General features: G+C 51.9%; 16 protein-coding genes and 3 tRNA genes. 18 read left to right on the plus strand and 1 reads right to left on the minus strand.

Annotated features, from left to right (window positions below; genetic code table 11):
- The first annotated feature begins 6 nt into the window (after positions 1-6).
- The 10 genes from J4E05_RS00515 (at position 7) to J4E05_RS00560 (ending at position 11,518) form a co-directional block, all read left to right on the plus strand.
- Positions 7-1,467 carry an NAD(P)H-hydrate dehydratase gene (locus J4E05_RS00515; protein ID WP_349591651.1) on the plus strand — a complete coding sequence of 487 codons (1,461 nt, stop codon included), beginning with the start codon at positions 7-9 and terminating at the stop codon, positions 1,465-1,467.
- Positions 1,468-1,655: 188 nt separating this feature from the next.
- Complete coding sequence (locus J4E05_RS00520) at positions 1,656-3,140, plus strand: malonyl-CoA decarboxylase (RefSeq protein WP_349591653.1); 1,485 nt, start codon at positions 1,656-1,658, stop codon at positions 3,138-3,140.
- A gap of 152 nt (positions 3,141-3,292) precedes the next feature.
- Positions 3,293-3,377 (plus strand) — tRNA-Leu (locus J4E05_RS00525).
- 109 nt (positions 3,378-3,486) lie between these two features.
- Entirely contained in the window at positions 3,487-4,911 is a 1,425-nt protein-coding gene (gene tig, locus J4E05_RS00530; protein WP_085592065.1) for a trigger factor, read from the plus strand.
- Between the two features lie 44 nt (positions 4,912-4,955).
- Positions 4,956-5,582: an ATP-dependent Clp endopeptidase proteolytic subunit ClpP gene (gene clpP, locus J4E05_RS00535; RefSeq protein WP_085583355.1), complete on the plus strand. Its 627-nt coding sequence runs from the start codon at positions 4,956-4,958 to the stop codon at positions 5,580-5,582.
- A gap of 303 nt (positions 5,583-5,885) precedes the next feature.
- Complete coding sequence (gene clpX, locus J4E05_RS00540) at positions 5,886-7,151, plus strand: ATP-dependent Clp protease ATP-binding subunit ClpX (protein ID WP_085592067.1); 1,266 nt, start codon at positions 5,886-5,888, stop codon at positions 7,149-7,151.
- 129 nt (positions 7,152-7,280) lie between these two features.
- Positions 7,281-9,692: an endopeptidase La gene (gene lon, locus J4E05_RS00545; protein ID WP_085592069.1), complete on the plus strand. Its 2,412-nt coding sequence runs from the start codon at positions 7,281-7,283 to the stop codon at positions 9,690-9,692.
- Between the two features lie 263 nt (positions 9,693-9,955).
- Positions 9,956-10,228 (plus strand): non-specific DNA-binding protein Hbs, encoded by a 273-nt coding sequence (gene hbs / locus J4E05_RS00550; RefSeq protein WP_008891813.1) that lies wholly within the window; start codon positions 9,956-9,958, stop codon positions 10,226-10,228.
- 109 nt (positions 10,229-10,337) lie between these two features.
- Positions 10,338-10,414, plus strand: a tRNA-Val gene (locus J4E05_RS00555).
- Positions 10,415-10,933: 519 nt separating this feature from the next.
- Positions 10,934-11,518 (plus strand): hypothetical protein, encoded by a 585-nt coding sequence (locus tag J4E05_RS00560; protein WP_349591657.1) that lies wholly within the window; start codon positions 10,934-10,936, stop codon positions 11,516-11,518.
- A gap of 114 nt (positions 11,519-11,632) precedes the next feature.
- Here J4E05_RS00560 and fliG read toward each other — a convergent pair whose 3' ends face one another.
- Positions 11,633-12,652 carry a flagellar motor switch protein FliG gene (gene fliG, locus J4E05_RS00565; protein WP_085583347.1) on the minus strand — a complete coding sequence of 340 codons (1,020 nt, stop codon included), beginning with the start codon at positions 12,650-12,652 and terminating at the stop codon, positions 11,633-11,635.
- A gap of 299 nt (positions 12,653-12,951) precedes the next feature.
- On the opposite strand from fliG, the gene J4E05_RS00570 reads away from it, so the two are divergent.
- The 8 genes from J4E05_RS00570 (at position 12,952) to nuoG (ending at position 20,060) form a co-directional block, all read left to right on the plus strand.
- Positions 12,952-13,028, plus strand: a tRNA-Asp gene (locus tag J4E05_RS00570).
- 276 nt (positions 13,029-13,304) lie between these two features.
- Complete coding sequence (locus J4E05_RS00575) at positions 13,305-13,670, plus strand: NADH-quinone oxidoreductase subunit A (RefSeq protein ID WP_085592074.1); 366 nt, start codon at positions 13,305-13,307, stop codon at positions 13,668-13,670.
- A complete protein-coding gene (locus tag J4E05_RS00580) occupies positions 13,661-14,203 on the plus strand; it encodes a NuoB/complex I 20 kDa subunit family protein (protein ID WP_085592076.1) in 543 nt (180 codons plus the stop codon). Before J4E05_RS00575 ends, J4E05_RS00580 begins: the two co-directional genes overlap by 10 nt.
- Positions 14,204-14,223: 20 nt before the next feature.
- Positions 14,224-14,853, plus strand: coding sequence for an NADH-quinone oxidoreductase subunit C (locus J4E05_RS00585; RefSeq protein ID WP_085592078.1), 630 nt, complete (start codon positions 14,224-14,226; stop codon positions 14,851-14,853).
- Positions 14,853-16,031, plus strand: a complete 1,179-nt coding sequence (locus tag J4E05_RS00590; RefSeq protein WP_349591662.1) for an NADH-quinone oxidoreductase subunit D — start codon at positions 14,853-14,855, stop codon at positions 16,029-16,031. The genes J4E05_RS00585 and J4E05_RS00590 overlap by 1 nt, the downstream gene beginning before the upstream one ends.
- Positions 16,028-16,690 carry an NADH-quinone oxidoreductase subunit NuoE gene (nuoE, locus tag J4E05_RS00595; RefSeq protein ID WP_085592082.1) on the plus strand — a complete coding sequence of 221 codons (663 nt, stop codon included), beginning with the start codon at positions 16,028-16,030 and terminating at the stop codon, positions 16,688-16,690. The genes J4E05_RS00590 and nuoE overlap by 4 nt, the downstream gene beginning before the upstream one ends.
- Before the next feature lies 1 nt (position 16,691).
- The gene (gene nuoF, locus J4E05_RS00600; RefSeq protein WP_085592083.1) at positions 16,692-17,972 is read left to right on the plus strand and encodes an NADH-quinone oxidoreductase subunit NuoF; all 1,281 of its coding nucleotides are present in this window, start codon (positions 16,692-16,694) and stop codon (positions 17,970-17,972) included.
- Positions 17,973-17,999: 27 nt separating this feature from the next.
- Positions 18,000-20,060: an NADH-quinone oxidoreductase subunit NuoG gene (gene nuoG, locus J4E05_RS00605; protein ID WP_085592085.1), complete on the plus strand. Its 2,061-nt coding sequence runs from the start codon at positions 18,000-18,002 to the stop codon at positions 20,058-20,060.
- The last annotated feature ends 25 nt before the right edge of the window (positions 20,061-20,085 follow it).

The raw sequence follows: 20,085 nt of genomic DNA on the forward strand, positions 1-20,085 counted from the left end.
GCCGTGATGAGCGAAATTTTGACGATCGCACAAATGTATGAAGCCGATAAACGCACCATTGAAAATGGGCTTGCGGGCGAGGCTTTAATGGAAAATGCTGGTCAGGCTGTGGTCGATGCGATTTTGCAGCGTTTTTCTCCCTGTTCTGTATCGGTTTTATGTGGGCCAGGCAATAATGGCGGCGATGGTTTTGTCGTTGCCCGGTTGTTACGTGCACAAGGCTGGCACGTTCGTTTGGGCCTGTTTGGCCAACTTGCTGACCTGACAGGGGACGCAGCATTGAATGCCGAAAAATGGCAGGGTGTTGCGGAGCTGTTATCACCCGCGTTGCTTGTGGGCGCGGACCTGATTGTGGACTGCATTTTTGGTGCCGGGCTGTCGCGGGATATAACCGGTGATATGGCTGAACTGGTGCATGCTGTAAATGATAGCAACGTTAGTGTTGTTGCCGTTGATATGCCCAGCGGTATTGATGGTGTATCAGGGGCCGTGCGCGGCGTTGCAATTGAGGCCGACCTGACAGTGACGTTTTGCCGGCCAAAGCCCGGTCACTATTTGCTGCCCGGACGTGAGATGTGCGGCGAACGGGTTGTGGCGGATATCGGCATTAGCGATAAAACAGTGGCGTCCTTGCACCCGGATATTTTTATCAACAATCCTCGTTTGTGGGCCCGACATATTCCGTGGCCGGGTATTGCCGGTCATAAATATAACCGCGGGCATGTGCTGGCGTTGGGCGGAGCACATGCCACCGGGGCCACCCGCCTTGCCGCGCGGGCCGCGCGCCGGGCTGGTGCCGGTTTGTTAACAGTATTGGCCGAACCGGCGGTATTACCGCTTTATGCTCAGGATGCGCCGGGGGTGATGGTTGCCCCGATTGCCCGGTTTGAAGACCTGATGCAGGATTGCCGCCATAATGGTGTGCTGATTGGCCCGGGTGCCGGGGTGGGCGACGATACCCGCAAGCGGGTTGTTCATGCCTTACATTGCGCGCGGGCCTGCGTACTTGATGCTGATGCCTTAACCAGCTTTGCCGATGAGCCCAGCACACTGTTTTTTGCCGTGCAGGGGCCAACCGTAATGACCCCGCATGAAGGTGAATTTGGCCGCCTGTTTGCCGACATGACCGGCGACAAGGTGACGCGCGCCCGTGCCGCTGCCAAGCGAAGCGGTGCAGTCATTGTTTTAAAAGGTGCGGATACGGTGGTGGCGGCACCAGACGGCCGGGTTACAATTAACGATGTTTTTGCACCCTGGCTGGCAACAGCAGGCAGCGGCGATGTTTTGGCCGGTATGGTGATTGGCTTGCTGGCACAGGGTATGCCTGCCTTTGAGGCCACATCGATGGCGGTGTGGCTGCACGGGCAGGCGGGCCATAATTTTGGGCCGGGTCTTATCGCGGAAGACATTCCCGACGCACTGCCGGTTTTGCTTGCAAAGCTATGGCAAGGCAGGATGGACGCATAAGGGCGCACAAACTCAGAGGCGCGCTTGTTGGTATGAGCATAATCAGTTTGCGCCGACTTTGCGAAAGCAGGTTTTGCAATGCAAGAACACAGGCCTTTATATTGCCTGCTGGTGCCTTTGTGATTTCAATTTTGTACGGGATGCTGGCGAAATCCTGGTTGCCGCCCTTATGCATGATCGGAAATTGAATGAACCAGACTTTTATTGATCGCACGTTTGATAACATTCGTCAGCTTTGGCGAGAAATTCGCGAAAACCCCGTCGTTCGCAGTTTGGGATTTGACGACGAGTCTGCGCGCAAGGATCATTGGCGCCGCCAGGTTGCCGATTGCCTGGCGCATCGGGGCGGGGCAGTTTCGGCGCGGTCTCGCGCGGCAGAGTTGGGGCATGATTTTCTGCGTCTTGACGAGGCAGGCCGCAAAGAGTTTTTACATCTTTTGATCAATGAGTTTGATGTTGATCGTGGCAAACTCACCGCCCTGATGACAGACTGGCAGCAGGCTGACGATATGGCCGAACGCACCATGCTTGAAGGACAAATGCGGTTTGAGCTTGTGCCGCCTTATCGGAAATTATTACAAGAATTCAATTCATTGCCGCAGGGTGTTAAGTTTCTGGTTGATTTGCGGGCAGATCTGTTACGCTGGCGGGGCGAAGCGCCGGGCCTGTCATTGTTAGAGCAGGATCTAAAAACATTGCTGGCAAGCTGGTTTGATATCGGCTTTCTCGAACTTCATCAGATTACCTGGAATTCTCCGGCATCCTTGCTGGAAAAACTGATTGCATATGAAGCTGTGCATCAGATTCGCAGTTGGGAGGATTTGAAAAGCAGGTTGGCACAGGATCGGCGCTGCTTTGCCTTTTTTCATCCCGGAATGCCAGACGAGCCGTTGATCTTTGTCGAGGTTGCCTTGGTGTCAGGTATTGCTGACAATGTTGATGTCCTGATTGATCGCGATCTGACAAGCGAAGCTGCTGATCCGTCCAAAGTGGATACCGCAATATTCTATTCCATTTCCAACGCGCAGTCGGGCCTGGCCGGTATCAGCTTTGGGGATTTTTTGATCAAACGAGTGGTATCAGAGCTCCAACGGGACCTGCCCAATTTGCGGCAGTTTGCAACATTGTCGCCCATTCCGGGGTTTCGGCGCTGGATGATGCGCATTAACGCCCAGCTGGAGGCATCACAACATATACAGGCCCCTGCACCCGATAAAAAGGATCCGGGGGGCAAGGCTGTTAAAACGATTTCAGGCGAGGATGCCAAACCGGCTGTTTCAGTGCCCGAAAATGTTTTGCAAGACCTTGCTATTTGTGCGCCGCTTGTTGCTGCCAATGGTGTTGGGCACCGTGAACACCAAGGAGATCTGAAAGAAATTTCAGCAACGGCCCGGCCGGCCTTGTTGCGGTTGGTGGCACATTATTTGTTAAACGAGCGCCGGCCAGGCCGAAATACGGCGCTGGACCCTGTTGCTCACTTTCATCTTACCAATGGTGCCAGGGTGGAACGGCTTAATCTGGATGCCAACAGTGCCCTTGCCGGGCAGGAACAGTCGTTTGGTTTGATGGTTAATTACCTGTATCAGGCGTCGGAAATTGAAAAAAATCATGAAAATTATATTGGCGCGGGAAAAATTGCGGCATCAGGCAATGTCAGGCGTCTTGCGGGGTAAAACCGGGCTTTGAGGGTCTTTTTGCCCCATCCGGGCGTTATTATTTGCCTGCTTTGCTCTGAAGACCTCAGGCGACGCTTGCATGAGGGGATCGAAGTTTGTATTAAGGCGCACCCACACCGGTTTTTCCGGTGCGGGAGGTATGCATTTGTGCGGGCGTGGCGGAATTGGTAGACGCGCTGGATTTAGGTTCCAGTGGAGAGATCCGTGGGGGTTCGAGTCCCTTCGCCCGTACCATTTGCAAACTGGAAAATAAAAAAAGCTATTCGTTAAGTCATATTGACTTCTGACGTCCGGACGACGTCGCGTAACGGACATTATTCGAACCTAAGCAAAAGAGTTATCCATGCAGGTTACAGAAACCAAAAATGAAGGCCTGGCGCGCGAATTCAAGGTCGTTGTGCCGGCCGCTACAATCGAAGAACAGGTTAATGCCAAGCTGGAAGAAATCAAAAGCCAGGTTCGGCTTCCGGGTTTCCGCCCTGGTAAAATTCCGGCCAAACTTTTGCGTCAGCGTTATGGCAAATCCGTTATGGGTGAAGTCCTTGAAGCTGCTGTAAATGAAAGCACCAGCAAGGTTCTGGCTGACAACGAATTGCGCCCGGCTGTTCAGCCGAAAATTGAAGTCACTGCCTTTGATGAAGGCAAAGACCTTGAATATGACATTTCGGTAGAAGTCATTCCGGCGATTGAGCCGATGGATTTCTCCAAGCTGAACCTGACCCGTGAAGTTGTTGAACTTGACGACGCCAAGGTTACCGAAACCCTGGACCGTATCGCTGCTGCACAGGGCACCACCGAAGCTCTGAAGCGCAAGCGCAAGTCCAAAACCGGTGACGTTCTTGTCATTGATTTCCTTGGCAAAGTTGGCGGCGAGCCTTTTGAAGGCGGCAAAGCCGAGGATTACGAACTGGAACTGGGTTCAGGCACTTTCATTGAAGGTTTCGAAGACCAGTTGACCGGTGCAAATGCTGGCGACGAAACCGTTGTCAAGGTGACCTTCCCTGAGAATTACGGTTCTGACGAACTGGCAGGCAAAGACGCCGAGTTCGATGTGACCGTCAAGGAAATCAAGGAAAAGAAACCGGCTGAAATTGACGATGAACTCGCCAAGAAGCTGGGTCAGGACACCCTTGAGTCCCTCAAAGAAGCGATCCGCAAGGATTTTGGTCGGGAATACGAGTCGGTTGCGCGTCAGAAAATGAAACGCGATCTGCTTGATCAACTGGCTGACAATCACAGCTTTGATCTGCCGTCCAGCCTGGTTGAGAATGAACTGACCGGTATTATCGGTCAGATCAAACAGGCACGTGAAGCTGGCCAGGAAGATGACGAAACCAAGGGCAAATCTGAAGAAGAGCTGACCGAAGAGTTCCGCGAAATTGCAGAACGTCGTGTTTTGCTGGGGCTGTTGCTGGCTGAAGTTGGCCGCAACAACAACATTCAGATCACCCAGGACGACATCAACAAGGTACTGGTTGCCGAAGCCCAGAAATATCCGGGTCAGGAACAGCAGGTTATTGAATTCTACAAAAATAACCCGCAGGCCTTGCAGGCGCTTCAGGGCCCTGTATATGAAGACAAGGTGGTGGATTACATCGTCGAACTTGCCAAGGTTGAAGAAAAGACCGTTACGGTTGAAGAACTTCTGAAACCGGAAGAGGAAGACGACGCGCCGAAAGCCGACGCCAAGAAGAAGGCTCCGGCCAAGAAAGCTGCGGCGAAAAAGCCGGCTGCCAAGAAAAAGGCTGCTGACGAAGGCGAAGAGTAATCTGCCGATAAGCAGACAAAGTTGCAGCAAGGAGATTGCGGTTGATGATTGAAGAGCAGATGAACTCGCTTGTACCGATGGTGGTTGAACAGACCAGCCGCGGGGAACGGGCCTATGACATCTTTTCCCGCCTGCTCAAAGAGCGGATCGTGTTCATCAATGGCCAGGTCCATGACGGCATGTCGTCCTTGATTTGTGCCCAGCTACTGCATCTCGAATCGGAAAATCCGGACAAGGATATTTCCCTGTACATCAATTCTCCGGGCGGGGTGGTGACATCCGGCCTGGCGATTTACGATACCATGCAATATATCCGTTGTGATGTGTCGACCGTATGTATGGGGCAGGCTGCCTCGATGGGGTCGCTGCTGTTGATGGCGGGTGCAAAAGGCAAGCGTTACAGCTTGCCAAATGCGCGGATCATGATCCATCAGCCGTCAGGTGGTTTCCAGGGGCAGGCGTCGGATATCGAAATCCATGCCCGCGAAATTCTGGCTCTGCGCCATCGCCTGAACGAAATTTATGTCGAGCATACCGGCCGTGATATTAAAACCATCGAAGATTCGATGGAGCGCGATAACTTTTTAACTCCTGATCAAGCCAAGGAATTTGGCCTGATCGATGAGGTGGTTACGTCGCGTCCCAAGCCGGAAAGCGATAAAAAAGACTGATTTCGTTTAATCGGTGTAATTTTGAAACGCCCCGGTTTTCTGACCGGGGCGTTTTTTATGTCTTGCGTGGTTTCGCCTGAAAGTCCTAGACATGTAAGTTACAGGACGATGAAACCCGGCGCAGATGGAACATCTGCCACCGGATGAACGTTTTGTGAACAGGGCAGGCTTCACTTTTAGCCTGTTCATCCTATATCAAAGACATGGCCGCAAGCTGGAAGGGGCCGATTAATCGTTGAGATCGGTATGCTTTCCCGGCTAACATGGCGATAACAGATAACGTCAAACATCATTGGGGTTTGTATGAGCAAATCGAATAGCGGAGACTCCAAGAACACTTTGTATTGTTCTTTCTGTGGAAAGAGCCAGCACGAGGTGCGTAAGCTCATCGCCGGGCCGACTGTCTTCATCTGCGATGAATGCGTCGAACTGTGCATGGACATCATCCGCGAAGAGCACAAAACCCATCTTGTAAAGTCCGCTGATGGGGTGCCTTCTCCGCAAGAGATTTGTAAGGTTCTCGATGATTACGTCATCGGTCAGGGCCATGCAAAGAAGGTGTTGTCAGTGGCTGTTCACAACCACTACAAACGCCTGAACCATGCCAGCAAGAACGAAGACATCGAACTGGCAAAGTCAAATATCATGCTGGTTGGTCCAACCGGTTGTGGCAAGACTTTGCTCGCCCAGACGCTTGCGCGGATTCTTGATGTTCCCTTCACAATGGCAGATGCCACAACCCTGACCGAAGCCGGTTATGTGGGTGAAGATGTTGAAAACATCATTCTGAAGCTTCTTCAGTCAGCAGATTATAATGTTGAACGGGCCCAGCGTGGCATCGTTTACATTGACGAAGTCGATAAGATTTCGCGAAAATCCGATAATCCGTCCATCACCCGTGACGTGTCGGGTGAGGGTGTGCAGCAGGCCTTGCTGAAAATTATGGAAGGCACCGTTGCATCTGTGCCGCCGCAAGGTGGTCGCAAGCATCCGCAACAGGAATTTTTGCAGGTCGACACGACCAATATCCTGTTCATTGTTGGCGGTGCTTTCGCCGGGCTGGACAAGGTTATTTCGCAGCGTGGCAAAGGGGCCGGTATCGGCTTTGGCGCTGACGTGCGAAGCCCTGATGAACGTCGCACAGGCGACGTGTTACGGGCTGTTGAACCCGAAGACTTGCTGAAATTCGGCCTTATTCCCGAGTTCATCGGTCGTTTGCCGGTTTTGGCAACGTTGGAAGACCTGGACGAGGAAGCCCTGGTCAAGATCCTGACAGAGCCGAAAAACGCGCTCAGCAAGCAATATCAGCGTTTGTTCGATATGGAAGATGTCAAGCTGACCTTCCAGGATGATGCGCTGGTGGCGATTGCCGGCAAGGCGATTGAACGTAAAACGGGCGCCCGTGGCTTGCGTTCGATTATGGAAGGCATTTTGCTTGATACCATGTTCGATCTGCCGTCGATGGATAGCGTCGAGGAAATTGTCATCAATCGTGATGTGGTTGAAGGCAAGGCCAAGCCGCTTTTGATCCATGCGGAGCGCCGCACGGACGTTGAAAACAGTGCCTGATTGTTATTGCCGCGCGGGCAGCATTGCAGCGCGGCAATAACGTCTTATCTATTGAGGATGTTCGCGGTGCTATCGGGGCCTATTGCAGGACCGAAGCAGCGTTTTGGCTCAAAATAGGGAATAGAACACATGGTCGAACTGGCACATGCTGATATCTACCCGGTCTTGCCGTTGCGCGACATTGTCGTGTTTCCGCACATGATCGTTCCGTTGTTTGTTGGCCGTGAAAAATCGGTTCGCGCACTTGAAGATGTGATGCGCGAAGACAAACAAATTCTTCTTGTTACCCAGAAAGATGCCGGACTGGATGATCCGTCGGTCGATGACCTTTACCGGGTCGGGACTGTTGCGTCTGTTTTGCAGTTGCTGAAACTGCCCGATGGTACGGTAAAGGTTCTGGTTGAAGGTGGAAAACGCGCCCAGATTTCGGGCTTTGTTGATAACGCCGAATTTTTCCAGGCCTATGGCAGTGTGCGTGACGAAGATGACGAAGATGAAAGCGAGCTTGAAGCTCTTTCCCGCTCTGTCGTCACCCAGTTTGAACAATATATCAAGCTGAACAAAAAGATTCCGCCCGAAGTGCTGGTGTCGGTCAATCAGATCGAAGAACCAGCAAAGCTGGCGGATACGGTTGCGTCGCATCTGGCGCTTAAAATTTCAGAAAAACAGGAATTGCTGGAAACGGCGTCGATTGCGGCGCGGTTAGAGCGGATTTTCGGGTTTATGGAATCTGAAATTGGCGTATTGCAGGTTGAAAAGAAAATTCGCAATCGCGTCAAACGCCAGATGGAGAAAACCCAGCGCGAATATTATCTGAACGAACAGCTTAAGGCTATTCAGAAGGAACTGGGCGAGGGCGAAGACGGCAAGGATGAAGCATCCGAGCTGGAAGATAAACTTAACAAAGCCAAGATGCCGAAGGAAGCCAAGGAGAAAGCCCAGGCCGAGCTTAAGAAATTGCGCAATATGAGCCCGATGTCTGCCGAGGCAACGGTGGTGCGCAATTATCTTGACTGGATGGTGTCCATTCCGTGGAACAAACGGACCAAGATTTCGCATGACTTGAAAAAAGCCAAAAAAGTTCTCGATCAGGAACATTATGGTCTGGAGAAGGTCAAGGAACATATCCTTGAATATCTCGCAGTTCAGGCGCGAATTAAAAAAGTAAAAGGCCCGATTCTGTGCCTTGTTGGTCCTCCTGGTGTGGGTAAAACCTCGCTTGGGAAATCCATGGCCAATGCGACGGGGCGGAACTTTATTCGCATGTCGCTGGGCGGGGTGCGTGATGAATCGGAAATTCGCGGTCATCGCCGGACCTATATTGGATCAATGCCAGGCAAGATCATTCAGGGAATGAAGAAGGCGAAATCTTCAAATCCTTTGTTCCTGCTTGATGAAATTGAAAAGATGGGTTCCGACTTCCGCGGGGATCCGGCGTCAGCCTTGCTTGAGGTGCTCGATCCTGAGCAAAACGCTACTTTCAACGATCATTATCTTGAAGTGGATTATGATCTGTCGGATGTGATGTTTGTGACGACGGCCAACAGCCTGCGTATGCAACAGCCATTGCTTGACCGTATGGAGATCATTCGGATTTCGGGTTACACCGAAGACGAAAAGGTTGAAATCGCCAAGCGCCATCTGATCCCCAAACAGGTTGAAGCCAACGGCTTGAAAAAGTCGGAATGGAGCATCTCTGACGATGCCCTTCGTGACCTGATCCGTTATTACACCCGTGAAGCAGGGGTTCGTAGCCTTGAGCGTGAGTTGGCCCGTCTGGCCCGCAAAGCGACCAAACGTATTTTGATCGAAGGTTTGAAAACTGTGCGGGTGACGCCGCGGACCTTGGCTAAATATGCCGGGATTCGGAAGTTCCGTTATGGTGAAACCGAAGGTGAAGACCAGGTTGGTGTTGTGACGGGGCTTGCCTATACGGAATTTGGTGGAGATTTGTTGCAGATCGAAGCTGTGACGGTTCCGGGCAAAGGGAACATGAAGACGACCGGCAAGCTGGGCGATGTTATGACAGAGTCGATCCAGGCTGCGACGTCGTTTGTTCGGTCGCGGGCGACGCAATTTGGCATTAAGCCATCCTTGTTTCAGAAGCGCGATATTCATGTTCACGTTCCGGAAGGGGCAACCCCGAAAGACGGCCCTTCAGCCGGCGTTGGCATGGTGACGTCGGTTGTGTCGATTTTGACCAGCAACCCGGTTCGCAAGGACGTTGCGATGACCGGCGAGGTGACCTTGCGTGGCCGCGTGCTGGCAATTGGTGGTTTGAAAGAAAAATTGCTGGCTGCAATGCGTGGCGGTGTCAAAACGGTTCTTATTCCGAAAGACAACGAAAAAGACCTTGAGGACATTCCCGATAACGTGAAGCGCAATATGCGGATCATTCCGGTTGCCCATGTAGATGAAGTTCTTCAACACGCTTTGGTTAACCCGTTGGTGCCGATTGAGTGGGATGAAGAATCGGATAACGTAACGGTGAAGCCAAAAGACAGCGAGGAATCGGAGGTCGGTGGGGTTACAACCCACTGATCAGCCGCAAAATCCTGCAGTTTTTGACAGGGACAGCCAAGCTGTCCCTGTTTTTTTGTGGATAACTTTGCCCGGAATCGATCAAGGCCAAAAGGGCTGTGCCTGTAAAGGCGAAAAAACTGCAAAAAAACCACCGAAACGGCAGAAAACTGCGTCTCTCCGATTGACGGCATGTTCCCGACCTGCTTACATTGCGCCTGTAACAGGTTTGGGGCAAACCAAATTTCCTTATAACTCCGAACGTCCAATAAGGGGGCCAGGAAGTGAATAAAAACGATCTCGTTGGAAGTGTCGCTGCGAAAGCTGATCTGTCTAAAGCAGACGCTGCCAAAGCCGTTGATGCTGTATTCGATTCTATTACCGATTCTTTGAAATCAGGCGATGAAGTTCGTCTGGTTGGTTTCGGCACGTTCGCCGTTGCTGCGCGTGCAGCTTCCAAAGGTCGCAATCCGCGTACCGGCGAAGAAATCGATATTCCGGCTTCTAAGCAGCCGAAATTCAAGGCTGGCAAAGGCCTTAAGGACGCCGTTAATTAATTTTAACCGTCTTTGAAAAAAAAATGCCGGTGACAGCGTCACCGGCATTGCATTTTAAAAAAACCATGTTATGTTCCGCTCGCTTCCGCAAAACGGGGCACACAAAAAAGGGTGATTAGCTCAGCTGGTTAGAGCATCTCGTTTACACCGAGAGGGTCGGGAGTTCGAATCTCTCATCACCCACCATGTTAAAGGCGCCCGAACAGGGCGCCTTTTTCTTTTGTTGGAACAATGAATTATATCGTCACATTGAAATCCCGGCCAGCACAGGTCTGTCAGTGCTTTGCCGCATCACATTCCATCTTGTCTGTCTATTCATGGGGCGGTGCAAGGCGGGTTCGATGGGGCTTATTGTAAGCATGCCGCATAGAAAAATATTTCAATCTGATTTGCGCATTTGTTTAAAGTTCGGTCATTGATACCAGCTGGCATATTGCAAGCTTGGTCCGTAATTGCAGTAGCAATGATCTGAAACGGCGACGCCGTATTTTTCTGGCAAAACAAATATCATTTCCATTCTGATCTGTGTGATTTGGCATAATTGGGGCTGGTGCATACCCGGGCGGTCTGTAATCATATTCGGGCCCTACCGGTTTACATCGTCAGGTTGGGATTTTTGATATCGGAGTTTTGTTCTTGTTAGTTTCAGCCCTTCACAGGTTTTACATCAGCTTCATCCCTGTATTAGGGAACTGGCGACGCCATATGACTGCCATGTTGTTTCTGGGGGCTCTTGCCGGCTTGCAAGGATGCTACCTGCCAGAGCAGTTCACGGCGGACCTGGAGCTATCGCGCAATGGCGATTATCATTTTACCTATAAAGGGCAGTTGCGGCACGCAAAGCTGGCCAAGGATCTGATGGATGGCAAGGTAAGCCCTGCGGACGAAAAACAACGTGCAGTAACGATTTTAAATGACCTGGAGCGCGATGCTGCTTTTGGGCCGTCAACCTATGTGGGGCGCGGGGTGTTTAACGTTAGTTATGATCGGCGCGGTAATATCCTGAAGGAAAAGACGTTTAATTTTGTCCGTCGCAATTCCCGAATTTTGCAATTGTTGTATCATGAGAAAAGTCAGACGGTTGAAGTTCGCGGTAGTTCAGTGCCAGAACAGTATCTCGATACGCTCGGGGCGATGGGATATGTGCCTAACGGAACCATTACAGTTCATACCAATGTTCATGTGCGCCGCGAAAATGCCACGAGCCGAAAGACGGTCGAAGATGAAACGACTCTAAACTGGATAATAAACAAGCTGGGTGAACCTGCTCTTATTCTGATTTTAGGGTAGGAAAGACGGTTGAGGCTTTGCCTGCCAAAGGTCGGGTCCAAAATACCATCTGAATAATAAAAAACCCGCCAAACGTAATTTTGGCGGGTTTTGTGAAGCGGGTATAAATTGTTGTTAATAGACCATTTCGTCTTCGCCGCCGCCTTCGGAAATAACAATTTGACCTTGTGATGCAAGTTCCTTGGCCAACTGTACAATCATCATCTGACATTCCTCGACATCGGCCAGTCGCACCGGACCCAGGGCATCCATATCTTCGCGCATCATCTTGCCGGCGCGTTCGGACATGTTTTTGAAGAACAATTCGCGCATTGCGTCGGTAGAGCCTTTAAGAGCCAGTGCCAGCTTGTCTTTTTCGACCTGACGCAACAGGGATTGAACACCGTTATTATCCAGACGGGCCAGATCCTCGAAGGTGAACATAAGCGCCTTGATCTTTTCGGCAGAGTCGCGGTTACGTTCTTCAAGGGCTGTCAGGAAGCGATCCTGGCTTTGGCGGTCAAGGCTGTTGAAAATGTCGGCCATCAGTTCGTGGTTATCACCCCGTGACCCGCGCGCAAGGTTTGACATGAACTCGGTGCGCAGCGTTTTCTCAATATTATCAAGAACCTCTTTCTGAACGGCTTCCATGCGCAACATACGCATGATGACTTCCATCGAGAAGTTTTCCGGTAGAAGCGACAGAACAGCGGCGGAGTGTGTTGATTTCAGCTTTGAAAGAACCACGCCAACTGTTTGGGGATATTCGTTTTTTAGATAGTTTGCTAAAACAGCCTCGTTAACATTGTTCAGCTTGTCCCACATCGTGCGACCGGCCGGACCACGGATTTCTTCCATGATATTGTTAACGCGGTCTTCCGGCAAAACCTTGGTCAGCAGGCGTTCGGTTGTATCAAACGAGCCGACAAGAGAACCGGTTGATGACAACTGATCCGCAAATTCGACAAAAAGGCGCTCGACGATGTTGGAACTGATGGTTCCAAGACTGGACATCGTTTGCGAGATTTCCTTAATTTCCTCGTCATCCATTAATGCAAACATCTTGGAGGCATGCTCTTCCCCCAGTGCCAGCATCAGGATGGCCGCTTTTTCCTGTCCAGAAAGCGACCGGTATTCTTCTTTAACGCGCCCCACGTAAAGCCCACTCCGTCAGCAATTCCAGATCCGCTTCAAAATAACGTATCCTCGTGAAGGATACGTTACGACCAGTCAATAAATCTATAAGGCCTAAGTGCGTGTATGAAAAGACCTCTAGCATGCCGCACTGCCAGACAAATTGCCATAATGTGGCGTACGGTGCAAAAAAACGCGGAAGTTTTTCTTTTAAGGTGATCATTTCATGCTGAAATGACGACGCAGTTGAAAGCGTTGCTATCAGCTTGACTTACCCTGGGGGCTGGTCTAACAAGAGCACGCCAATGGATGGCCGTTTTGGGGGCGTAGCTCAGTTGGTTAGAGCGCCGGCCTGTCACGCCGGAGGTCGCGGGTTCAAGTCCCGTCGCTCCCGCCAATCCGGTCATCGATTGTTTTCTTTCTTGGGCGCTGCGTCTTTCCCGCCCGTATTTCATTTGCTGCTATGCATCAATCTGGAATGCGTTCGTGACGTTCAGCTGACCTGAAATTGAAGGCAGATGGCACGAAATTTAGAAAAGTTCCGGGCTTGGCGAGGTGGAAACACATCTCCGGGGCTGGTGCTTGTGTGGTGCATACGTTATGGTGCGCCCTTACGGGCTAGGTGGGGACCTGGTCGGGTTCTGGTTAGACCTGTTCTTGAGAGGTCAGAGAGATGCAAGAGCTTCTTTCGGAATATCTTCCGATCCTGATTTTCATCGGGATTGCCGTCGGTCTATCGGCGGTTATCATCATCGCTTCGCTGGTTCTGGCCAAGCAGGCCCCGGATGCTGAAAAGCTGTCTGCATATGAATGCGGCTTTTCGCCATTCGAAGATGCACGCATCAAATTCGATGTTCGCTTCTACCTGGTCGCAATCTTGTTCATCATTTTCGATCTGGAAGTTGCCTTTCTGTTTCCGTGGGCGGTTACGCTCGGTAAAATCGGAACATTTGGCTTCCTCTCGATGGTTGTTTTCCTGACAGTGCTGACAATCGGCTTTGTCTACGAATGGAAGAAGGGAGCTCTGGAATGGGAGTGAGCACCAATACAGGCGCCCCTTTGGCCCCTGGTCACGATCAGGACGTGCTGCTTAAGGGTGTGTTTGACGAGATGAATGACAAGGGCTTTGTCCTTGCCAGCCTCGACAAACTGGCAACGTGGGCCAGCACCGGGTCGATGTGGCCGATGACCTTTGGTCTGGCCTGCTGTGCTGTTGAAATGATGCATGCTGCCGCGGCGCGTTATGACATGGACCGATATGGTGTCGTGTTTCGCCCAAGTCCGCGTCAGTCTGACGTCATGATTGTTGCCGGTACGCTGACCAACAAAATGGCACCGGCGCTCCGCAAGGTTTACGACCAGATGGCCGAACCGCGCTGGGTTATTTCGATGGGCTCGTGCGCCAATGGCGGCGGGTATTATCACTATTCCTATTCGGTGGTGCGCGGTTGTGACCGTGTTGTTCCGGTTGACATTTATGTCCCCGGTTGCCCGCCGACAGCCGAGGCGCTGATTTACGGTATTTTGCAATTGCAAAAGAAAATCCGCCGTACCGGTGTCCTGTCACGCTGATCCGAGAGTAGGGGGCTAGCATGAGCGAATTGCTCAGCGATAACAGCGCCGCGCTGAAAGATCTCAAAGATCTTTTAACGTCGCATTTTGGCGCCGATGTTATTGATACTGCGTACCGCTATGGCGAATTAACCGTCGTTGTTAAACGCGAATCAATTACGAATGTTTTGACATTCCTGCGCGATGATGCGGGTTGTCTGTTCAAGCAGCTTATCGATATTTGCGGGGTTGATTACCCGGAACGTGCCGAACGTTTCGAGGTCGTCTATCACTTGCTGTCGCTCAAGCATAACCTGCGCATCCGCGTTAAGGTTACCACCGACGAAGAAACGCCGGTTCCGACCGCTGTTGGTGTGTTTAGCGCCGCAGACTGGTTCGAGCGTGAAACCTGGGACATGTATGGCGTGTTTTTCGCCGGACATCCCGATCCGCGTCGTATTCTGACGGATTATGGTTTCGAGGGGCACCCGCTGCGCAAGGATTTCCCGCTGACAGGCTATGTCGAAGTTCGTTATGACGACGAGCAGAAACGTGTTGTCTATGAGCCGGTGAAACTGGTGCAGGATTTCCGTAACTTTGATTTCGAAAGCCCGTGGGAAGGAATGCAAAGCATTCTTCCGGGCGACGAAAAGGCGGAGGGCAACGCCTGATGTCCGAGCAAAAAATTAAAAACATGACCCTTAACTTCGGCCCGCAGCACCCTGCGGCGCACGGGGTTTTGCGGCTTGTTCTCGAAATGGACGGCGAAGTTGTTGAGCGTGCCGATCCGCATATCGGTTTGCTGCATCGTGGCACTGAAAAGCTGATCGAATATAAGACATACGTTCAGGCGACCCCGTATTTCGACCGCCTTGACTATGTTGCGCCGATGAATCAGGAGCATGCCTTCTGTCTGGCGATCGAGAAGCTGATGGGAATCGAGGTTCCCAAACGTGCCCAGTATATTCGTGTGCTTTATGCTGAAATTGGCCGTATTCTCAACCACATCCTTAACCTGACGACCTTCGCGCTGGACGTTGGTGCGATGACCCCGCTTCTTTGGGGTTTTGAAGAACGTGAAAAGCTCATGGAATTTTATGAGCGCGCCTGTGGCGCCCGTCTTCACGCTAACTATTTCCGCCCTGGTGGCATTGCGGCTGATTTGCCTGCCGGCCTTCTCGAAGATATTTCGGCCTGGATTGATCAGTTCCCGAAATTTGTCAAAGACTTTGATCGGGTGTTGACGGGGAACCGTATTTTCAAGCAGCGTGCTGTGGGAATTGGTACCGTTTCGGCTGAAGAAGCCTTTGACTGGGGCTTTACCGGGCCAAATATTCGTGCATCGGGTATTGCCTGGGATTTGCGTAAATCCCAGCCTTACGATTCGTACGAAGATTTTGATTTTGACATTCCGGTTGGTAAATACGGCGACGTATATGATCGCTATCTGGTTCGTTTTGAAGAAATGAATCAGTCTTTGCGGATCATGCGCCAGGCTATCGACAAGATGCCGGATGGTCCGGTGATTGTGCAAAACAACAAGGTTGCTCCGCCGGCCCGTGCCGATATGAAGCGGTCGATGGAAGCCCTTATCCATCACTTCAAGTTGTTTACCGAAGGTTTCCACGTGCCGGCCGGCGAATGTTATGCCGCAGTTGAAGCCCCCAAAGGTGAGTTTGGCGTTTTCCTGGTGTCGGATGGATCGAACCGTCCGTATCGCTGCAAAATTCGCGCACCGGGATTTGCCCACCTGCAAGGCATGGATTTCATGTCGAAGGGTCATATGTTGGCTGACGTTGTTGCCAATATCGGTTCGCTTGACATTGTTTTCGGTGAGATTGACCGATGAGCCATTTAAGAAGACCAGCTCCGCGCGAGCTTCAGCCTACCAGTTTCGCGTTTACGCCCGAAAATATGGAAAAGGCGAAAAAGATCATCGCCAAATACCCCGAAGGTCGCCAGCAAAGTGCAACCATGCCGCTTCTCGATCTGGCTCAGCGTCAGACCGAAGGCAACTGGGTGCCGACTGTCGCCATGGACTATATTGCTGACATGCTCGATATGCCGGCAATTCGGGTCTATGAAGTGGCAACCTTCTACACCATGTATAATCTGGCACCGGTGGGGCAGAACTTTATTCAGGTTTGCACCACGACGCCATGCTGGCTGCGCGGGTCGTCCGAAATTGTCAAAATGTGCAAGGATGAACTTGGCATTGGCATTGGTGAAACCACCGAAGACGGTAAATTCACCTTGATCGAAGTTGAATGCCTTGGTGCGTGTGTTAATGCACCGATGATGCAGATTAACGACGATTATTATGAAGACCTGACCGGTGAAAGCACCAAGAGCATTCTTGACACGCTTAAACGCGGCGATAAACCCAAGGCGGGCCCGCAAAGCGGTCGTCGCGGGTGTGAACCGATTGATGGTCCCAAGGTTCTGAAAGCATTTTGTGGCTGTGGTGCTGCAGATCAGGCTGCTGAACCTAAAGACGGGGAGGCCTGATATGTTGCAGGATAAAGACCGGATTTTTACCAATCTGTATGGTTTTCAGGATTTTGGCCTGAAAGCGGCACAGGGGCGTGGTAACTGGGATGGTACAAAGGGACTGATCGAAAAAGGTCAGGATTGGATTATCGATGAAATGAAGGCATCGGGAATGCGCGGCCGTGGCGGCGCAGGTTTTCCGACCGGCCTGAAATGGTCGTTTATGCCCAAGGAATCCGATGGTCGCCCGCATTATCTGGTTGTGAACGCCGATGAAGGCGAGCCGGGCACATGCAAAGATCGCGAGATTATGCGCAATGACCCGCATACCCTGATTGAAGGGTGCCTGCTGGCCAGTTTTGCCATGCGTGCGCATGCCGCCTATATTTATATTCGTGGTGAATTTTACCACGAGGCATCCAACTTGCAGCGTGCCATTGACGAAGCCTATGATGCTGGCCTGGTTGGTAAAAATGCCTGCGGTTCCGGCTGGGATTTCGACATTTACCTGCATCTTGGTGCCGGTGCCTATATTTGCGGTGAAGAAACAGCCCTGATCGAAAGCCTTGAAGGCAAAAAAGGTCAGCCGCGTTTGAAACCGCCATTTCCGGCCAATGCAGGTTTGTATGGTTGCCCGACCACGGTGAACAACGTCGAGTCTATTGCCGCTGTTCCCGAAATTCTGCGCCGTGGTGGTGCCTGGTTCTCAAGCTTTGGGCGCGAGAAAAACCACGGGACCAAGCTGTTTGCCATTTCCGGCCATGTTGAAAAGCCCTGCACCGTTGAAGAAGCCATGAGCATCCCGCTGCGTGAGCTGATTGAACGCCATTGTGGTGGTGTTCGCGGCGGCTGGGACAATTTGCTGGCCGTTATCCCGGGCGGGTCATCGGTTCCGGTCCTGACCAAGGATGTGTGCGACGATGTCCTGATGGATTTCGATGCCCTGCGTGAAGTTGGATCAGGTCTTGGTACGGCGGCCGTTATCGTGATGGACAAGTCGACCGATATTGTTTACGCGATCGCACGCCTTTCCGAGTTTTACAAACATGAAAGTTGTGGCCAGTGCACGCCGTGCCGTGAAGGTACAGGCTGGATGATGCGCATGATGCAGCGCATGGTTCGCGGCGAGGCCACACTCGACGAAATCGACCTTTTGTGGGACGTGACCAAACAGGTCGAAGGCCACACCATTTGTGCGCTTGGAGATGCCGCCGCATGGCCGATCCAGGGCTTGATCCGTAATTTCCGTCCTGAAATGGAACGCCGGATCAAGGAATATCGCGCACGGATTGCGGCCTGAGAGAGGCCTGTTGAGAGGGATTGAGACATGCCGAAACTGACAGTTGACGGTATCGAAGTCGAAGTAGAAGCCGGAGCGACAGTTCTTCAGGCTTGTGAAGAAGCGGGCAAGGAAATTCCCCGTTTCTGTTATCACGAGCGTTTGTCGATTGCCGGTAACTGCCGCATGTGCCTGGTGGAAATGGAGCGTGCGCCAAAGCCGGTTGCGTCCTGTGCCATGCCAGCGGCTGATGGAATGGTGATTAAAACGGATTCCGACCTTGTAAAAAAGGCGCGCAATGGCGTGATGGAATTCCTGCTGATCAACCATCCGCTGGATTGCCCGATTTGTGACCAGGGTGGTGAATGTGACCTTCAGGATCAGGCAATGGCCTATGGTTTTGATGCGTCGCGCTACGCTGAAAAGAAACGTGCGGTAAAGGACAAGGAACTGGGGCCGATCGTTAAAACGATCATGACTCGTTGTATCCATTGCACCCGTTGCGTCCGTTTCTCGGAAGAAGTTGCCGGTGTTGGCACCATGGGTGCGGTTTACCGCGGCGAAGACACCGAAGTTGGACCTTATATCGAAGCGTCGATCAATTCAGAGCTTTCGGGCAACCTGATTGATTTGTGCCCGGTTGGTGCCTTGACCTCGAAGCCCTATGCGTTTACCGCGCGTCCGTGGGAACTGAAAAAAACCGATAGCGTCGACGTGATGGACGCGGTTGGTTCGAACATTCGTATTGATGCACGCGGGTCTGAAGTTTTGCGTGTTTTGCCGCGTCTGAACGAAGACGTGAACGAAGAATGGATTTCGGACAAAACCCGTTATGCTATTGACGGTTTGAAACGTCAGCGTCTTGACCGTCCTTATGTACGGGTTAACGGCAAACTGGCACCCGCCAGCTGGGACGAAGCTTTTGCTGCGATTAAAGCCCGCGTTTCCGGCCTTGACGGTAAAAAGATTGCAGCCCTTGCCGGTGACACCATCGATTGTGAATCCATGACGGCACTTAAGGATCTGATGGGCAAACTTGGCTCGGCAAATCTCGATTGCCGTCAGGATGGTGCAAAGATTGGTGGAACGCGTTCTTCCTATATCTTCAATTCAACGATTGCTGGTATCGAAGAAGCCGATGCCTGCCTGATCGTTGGGGCAAATGTTCGTGCTGAAGCGCCGATTATCAATTCACGTCTTCGCAAGCGCTGGCGTATGACTGCTGGTGATTTCCGTCTTGCCATTGTTGGCGAAAACTGGGATCCGACCTTCAAGCATGACTATCTTGGCGCAGGCCCGGAAACGCTGAGCGAAATTCTTGACGGCAAAAACGACTTTGCCAAGGTTCTTGAAAGCGCGTCTAAGCCTATGATTATTTTGGGCATGGGTGCGTTGAATCGCGAAGATGGTGATGCCGTGTTGGCAACGGCGCGTGCGATTGCAGATAAATTTGGTCTGGTTACCGGTGAATGGAACGGCTTTAACGTTCTTCACACCGCAGCCGCGCGTGTTGGCGGCCTTGATCTTGGCTTTGTGCCGGGCGAGGGCGGGCTGTCCACTGGCGAGATCCTCGATGGTGCGGCCAAGGGCGATGTTGAAGTTGTCTATCTGCTTGGTGCCGACGAACTTGACATGTCCAAACTTTCCAAGGCTTTCGTGGTTTATCAGGGCTGCCTTGGTGATGCCGGTGCGCAGGTTGCAGATGTTATTCTGCCAGGTGCGGCCTACACGGAAAAGAACGGGACCTACGTTAATACGGAAGGTCGTGTTCAGTATGGCTGGCGTGCCGTATTCCCGGTCGGGGATGCCCGTGAAGACTGGAAGATCATTCGTGCGCTGTCAGCCAGCCTTGGCCTGACTTTGCCCTATGACAACATTGATGCAGTACGGACCCGCATGGTTGAAATCAACGATGTATTCGGCTCGGTTAATGTTCCGCGTAAAGCGGCATGGGGCGATTTCGGTAAGGCTGGTGTGATGAAGTCGGAAGGCTTTGCTTCACCGGTTCGCAATTTTTACATGACCGACCCGATCAGCCGGGCATCGGTGACGATGGCAAAATGTACTGAAGCCTTCGTCAAGGATGCGGCTGCCGGAAAGGTTGCCTGAGTTCGGGAATGGGCGGCGGGGAACC

This window comes from Thalassospira sp. NFXS8, from assembly GCF_040148805.1.
Lineage (GTDB): Bacteria > Pseudomonadota > Alphaproteobacteria > Rhodospirillales > Thalassospiraceae > Thalassospira.

What these genes read in the sequence shown, in the direction of transcription:
- J4E05_RS00515 (WP_349591651.1), top strand. Translation starts at nt 7, where the DNA reads ATGAGCGAAATTTTGACGATCGCACAAATGTATGAAGCCGATAAACGC.
- J4E05_RS00520 (WP_349591653.1), top strand. Translation starts at nt 1,656, where the DNA reads ATGAACCAGACTTTTATTGATCGCACGTTTGATAACATTCGTCAGCTT.
- tig (WP_085592065.1), top strand. Translation starts at nt 3,487, where the DNA reads ATGCAGGTTACAGAAACCAAAAATGAAGGCCTGGCGCGCGAATTCAAG.
- clpP (WP_085583355.1), top strand. Translation starts at nt 4,956, where the DNA reads ATGATTGAAGAGCAGATGAACTCGCTTGTACCGATGGTGGTTGAACAG.
- clpX (WP_085592067.1), top strand. Translation starts at nt 5,886, where the DNA reads ATGAGCAAATCGAATAGCGGAGACTCCAAGAACACTTTGTATTGTTCT.
- lon (WP_085592069.1), top strand. Translation starts at nt 7,281, where the DNA reads ATGGTCGAACTGGCACATGCTGATATCTACCCGGTCTTGCCGTTGCGC.
- J4E05_RS00560 (WP_349591657.1), top strand. Translation starts at nt 10,934, where the DNA reads ATGACTGCCATGTTGTTTCTGGGGGCTCTTGCCGGCTTGCAAGGATGC.
- J4E05_RS00575 (WP_085592074.1), top strand. Translation starts at nt 13,305, where the DNA reads ATGCAAGAGCTTCTTTCGGAATATCTTCCGATCCTGATTTTCATCGGG.
- J4E05_RS00580 (WP_085592076.1), top strand. Translation starts at nt 13,661, where the DNA reads ATGGGAGTGAGCACCAATACAGGCGCCCCTTTGGCCCCTGGTCACGAT.
- J4E05_RS00585 (WP_085592078.1), top strand. Translation starts at nt 14,224, where the DNA reads ATGAGCGAATTGCTCAGCGATAACAGCGCCGCGCTGAAAGATCTCAAA.
- J4E05_RS00590 (WP_349591662.1), top strand. Translation starts at nt 14,853, where the DNA reads ATGTCCGAGCAAAAAATTAAAAACATGACCCTTAACTTCGGCCCGCAG.
- nuoE (WP_085592082.1), top strand. Translation starts at nt 16,028, where the DNA reads ATGAGCCATTTAAGAAGACCAGCTCCGCGCGAGCTTCAGCCTACCAGT.
- nuoF (WP_085592083.1), top strand. Translation starts at nt 16,692, where the DNA reads ATGTTGCAGGATAAAGACCGGATTTTTACCAATCTGTATGGTTTTCAG.
- nuoG (WP_085592085.1), top strand. Translation starts at nt 18,000, where the DNA reads ATGCCGAAACTGACAGTTGACGGTATCGAAGTCGAAGTAGAAGCCGGA.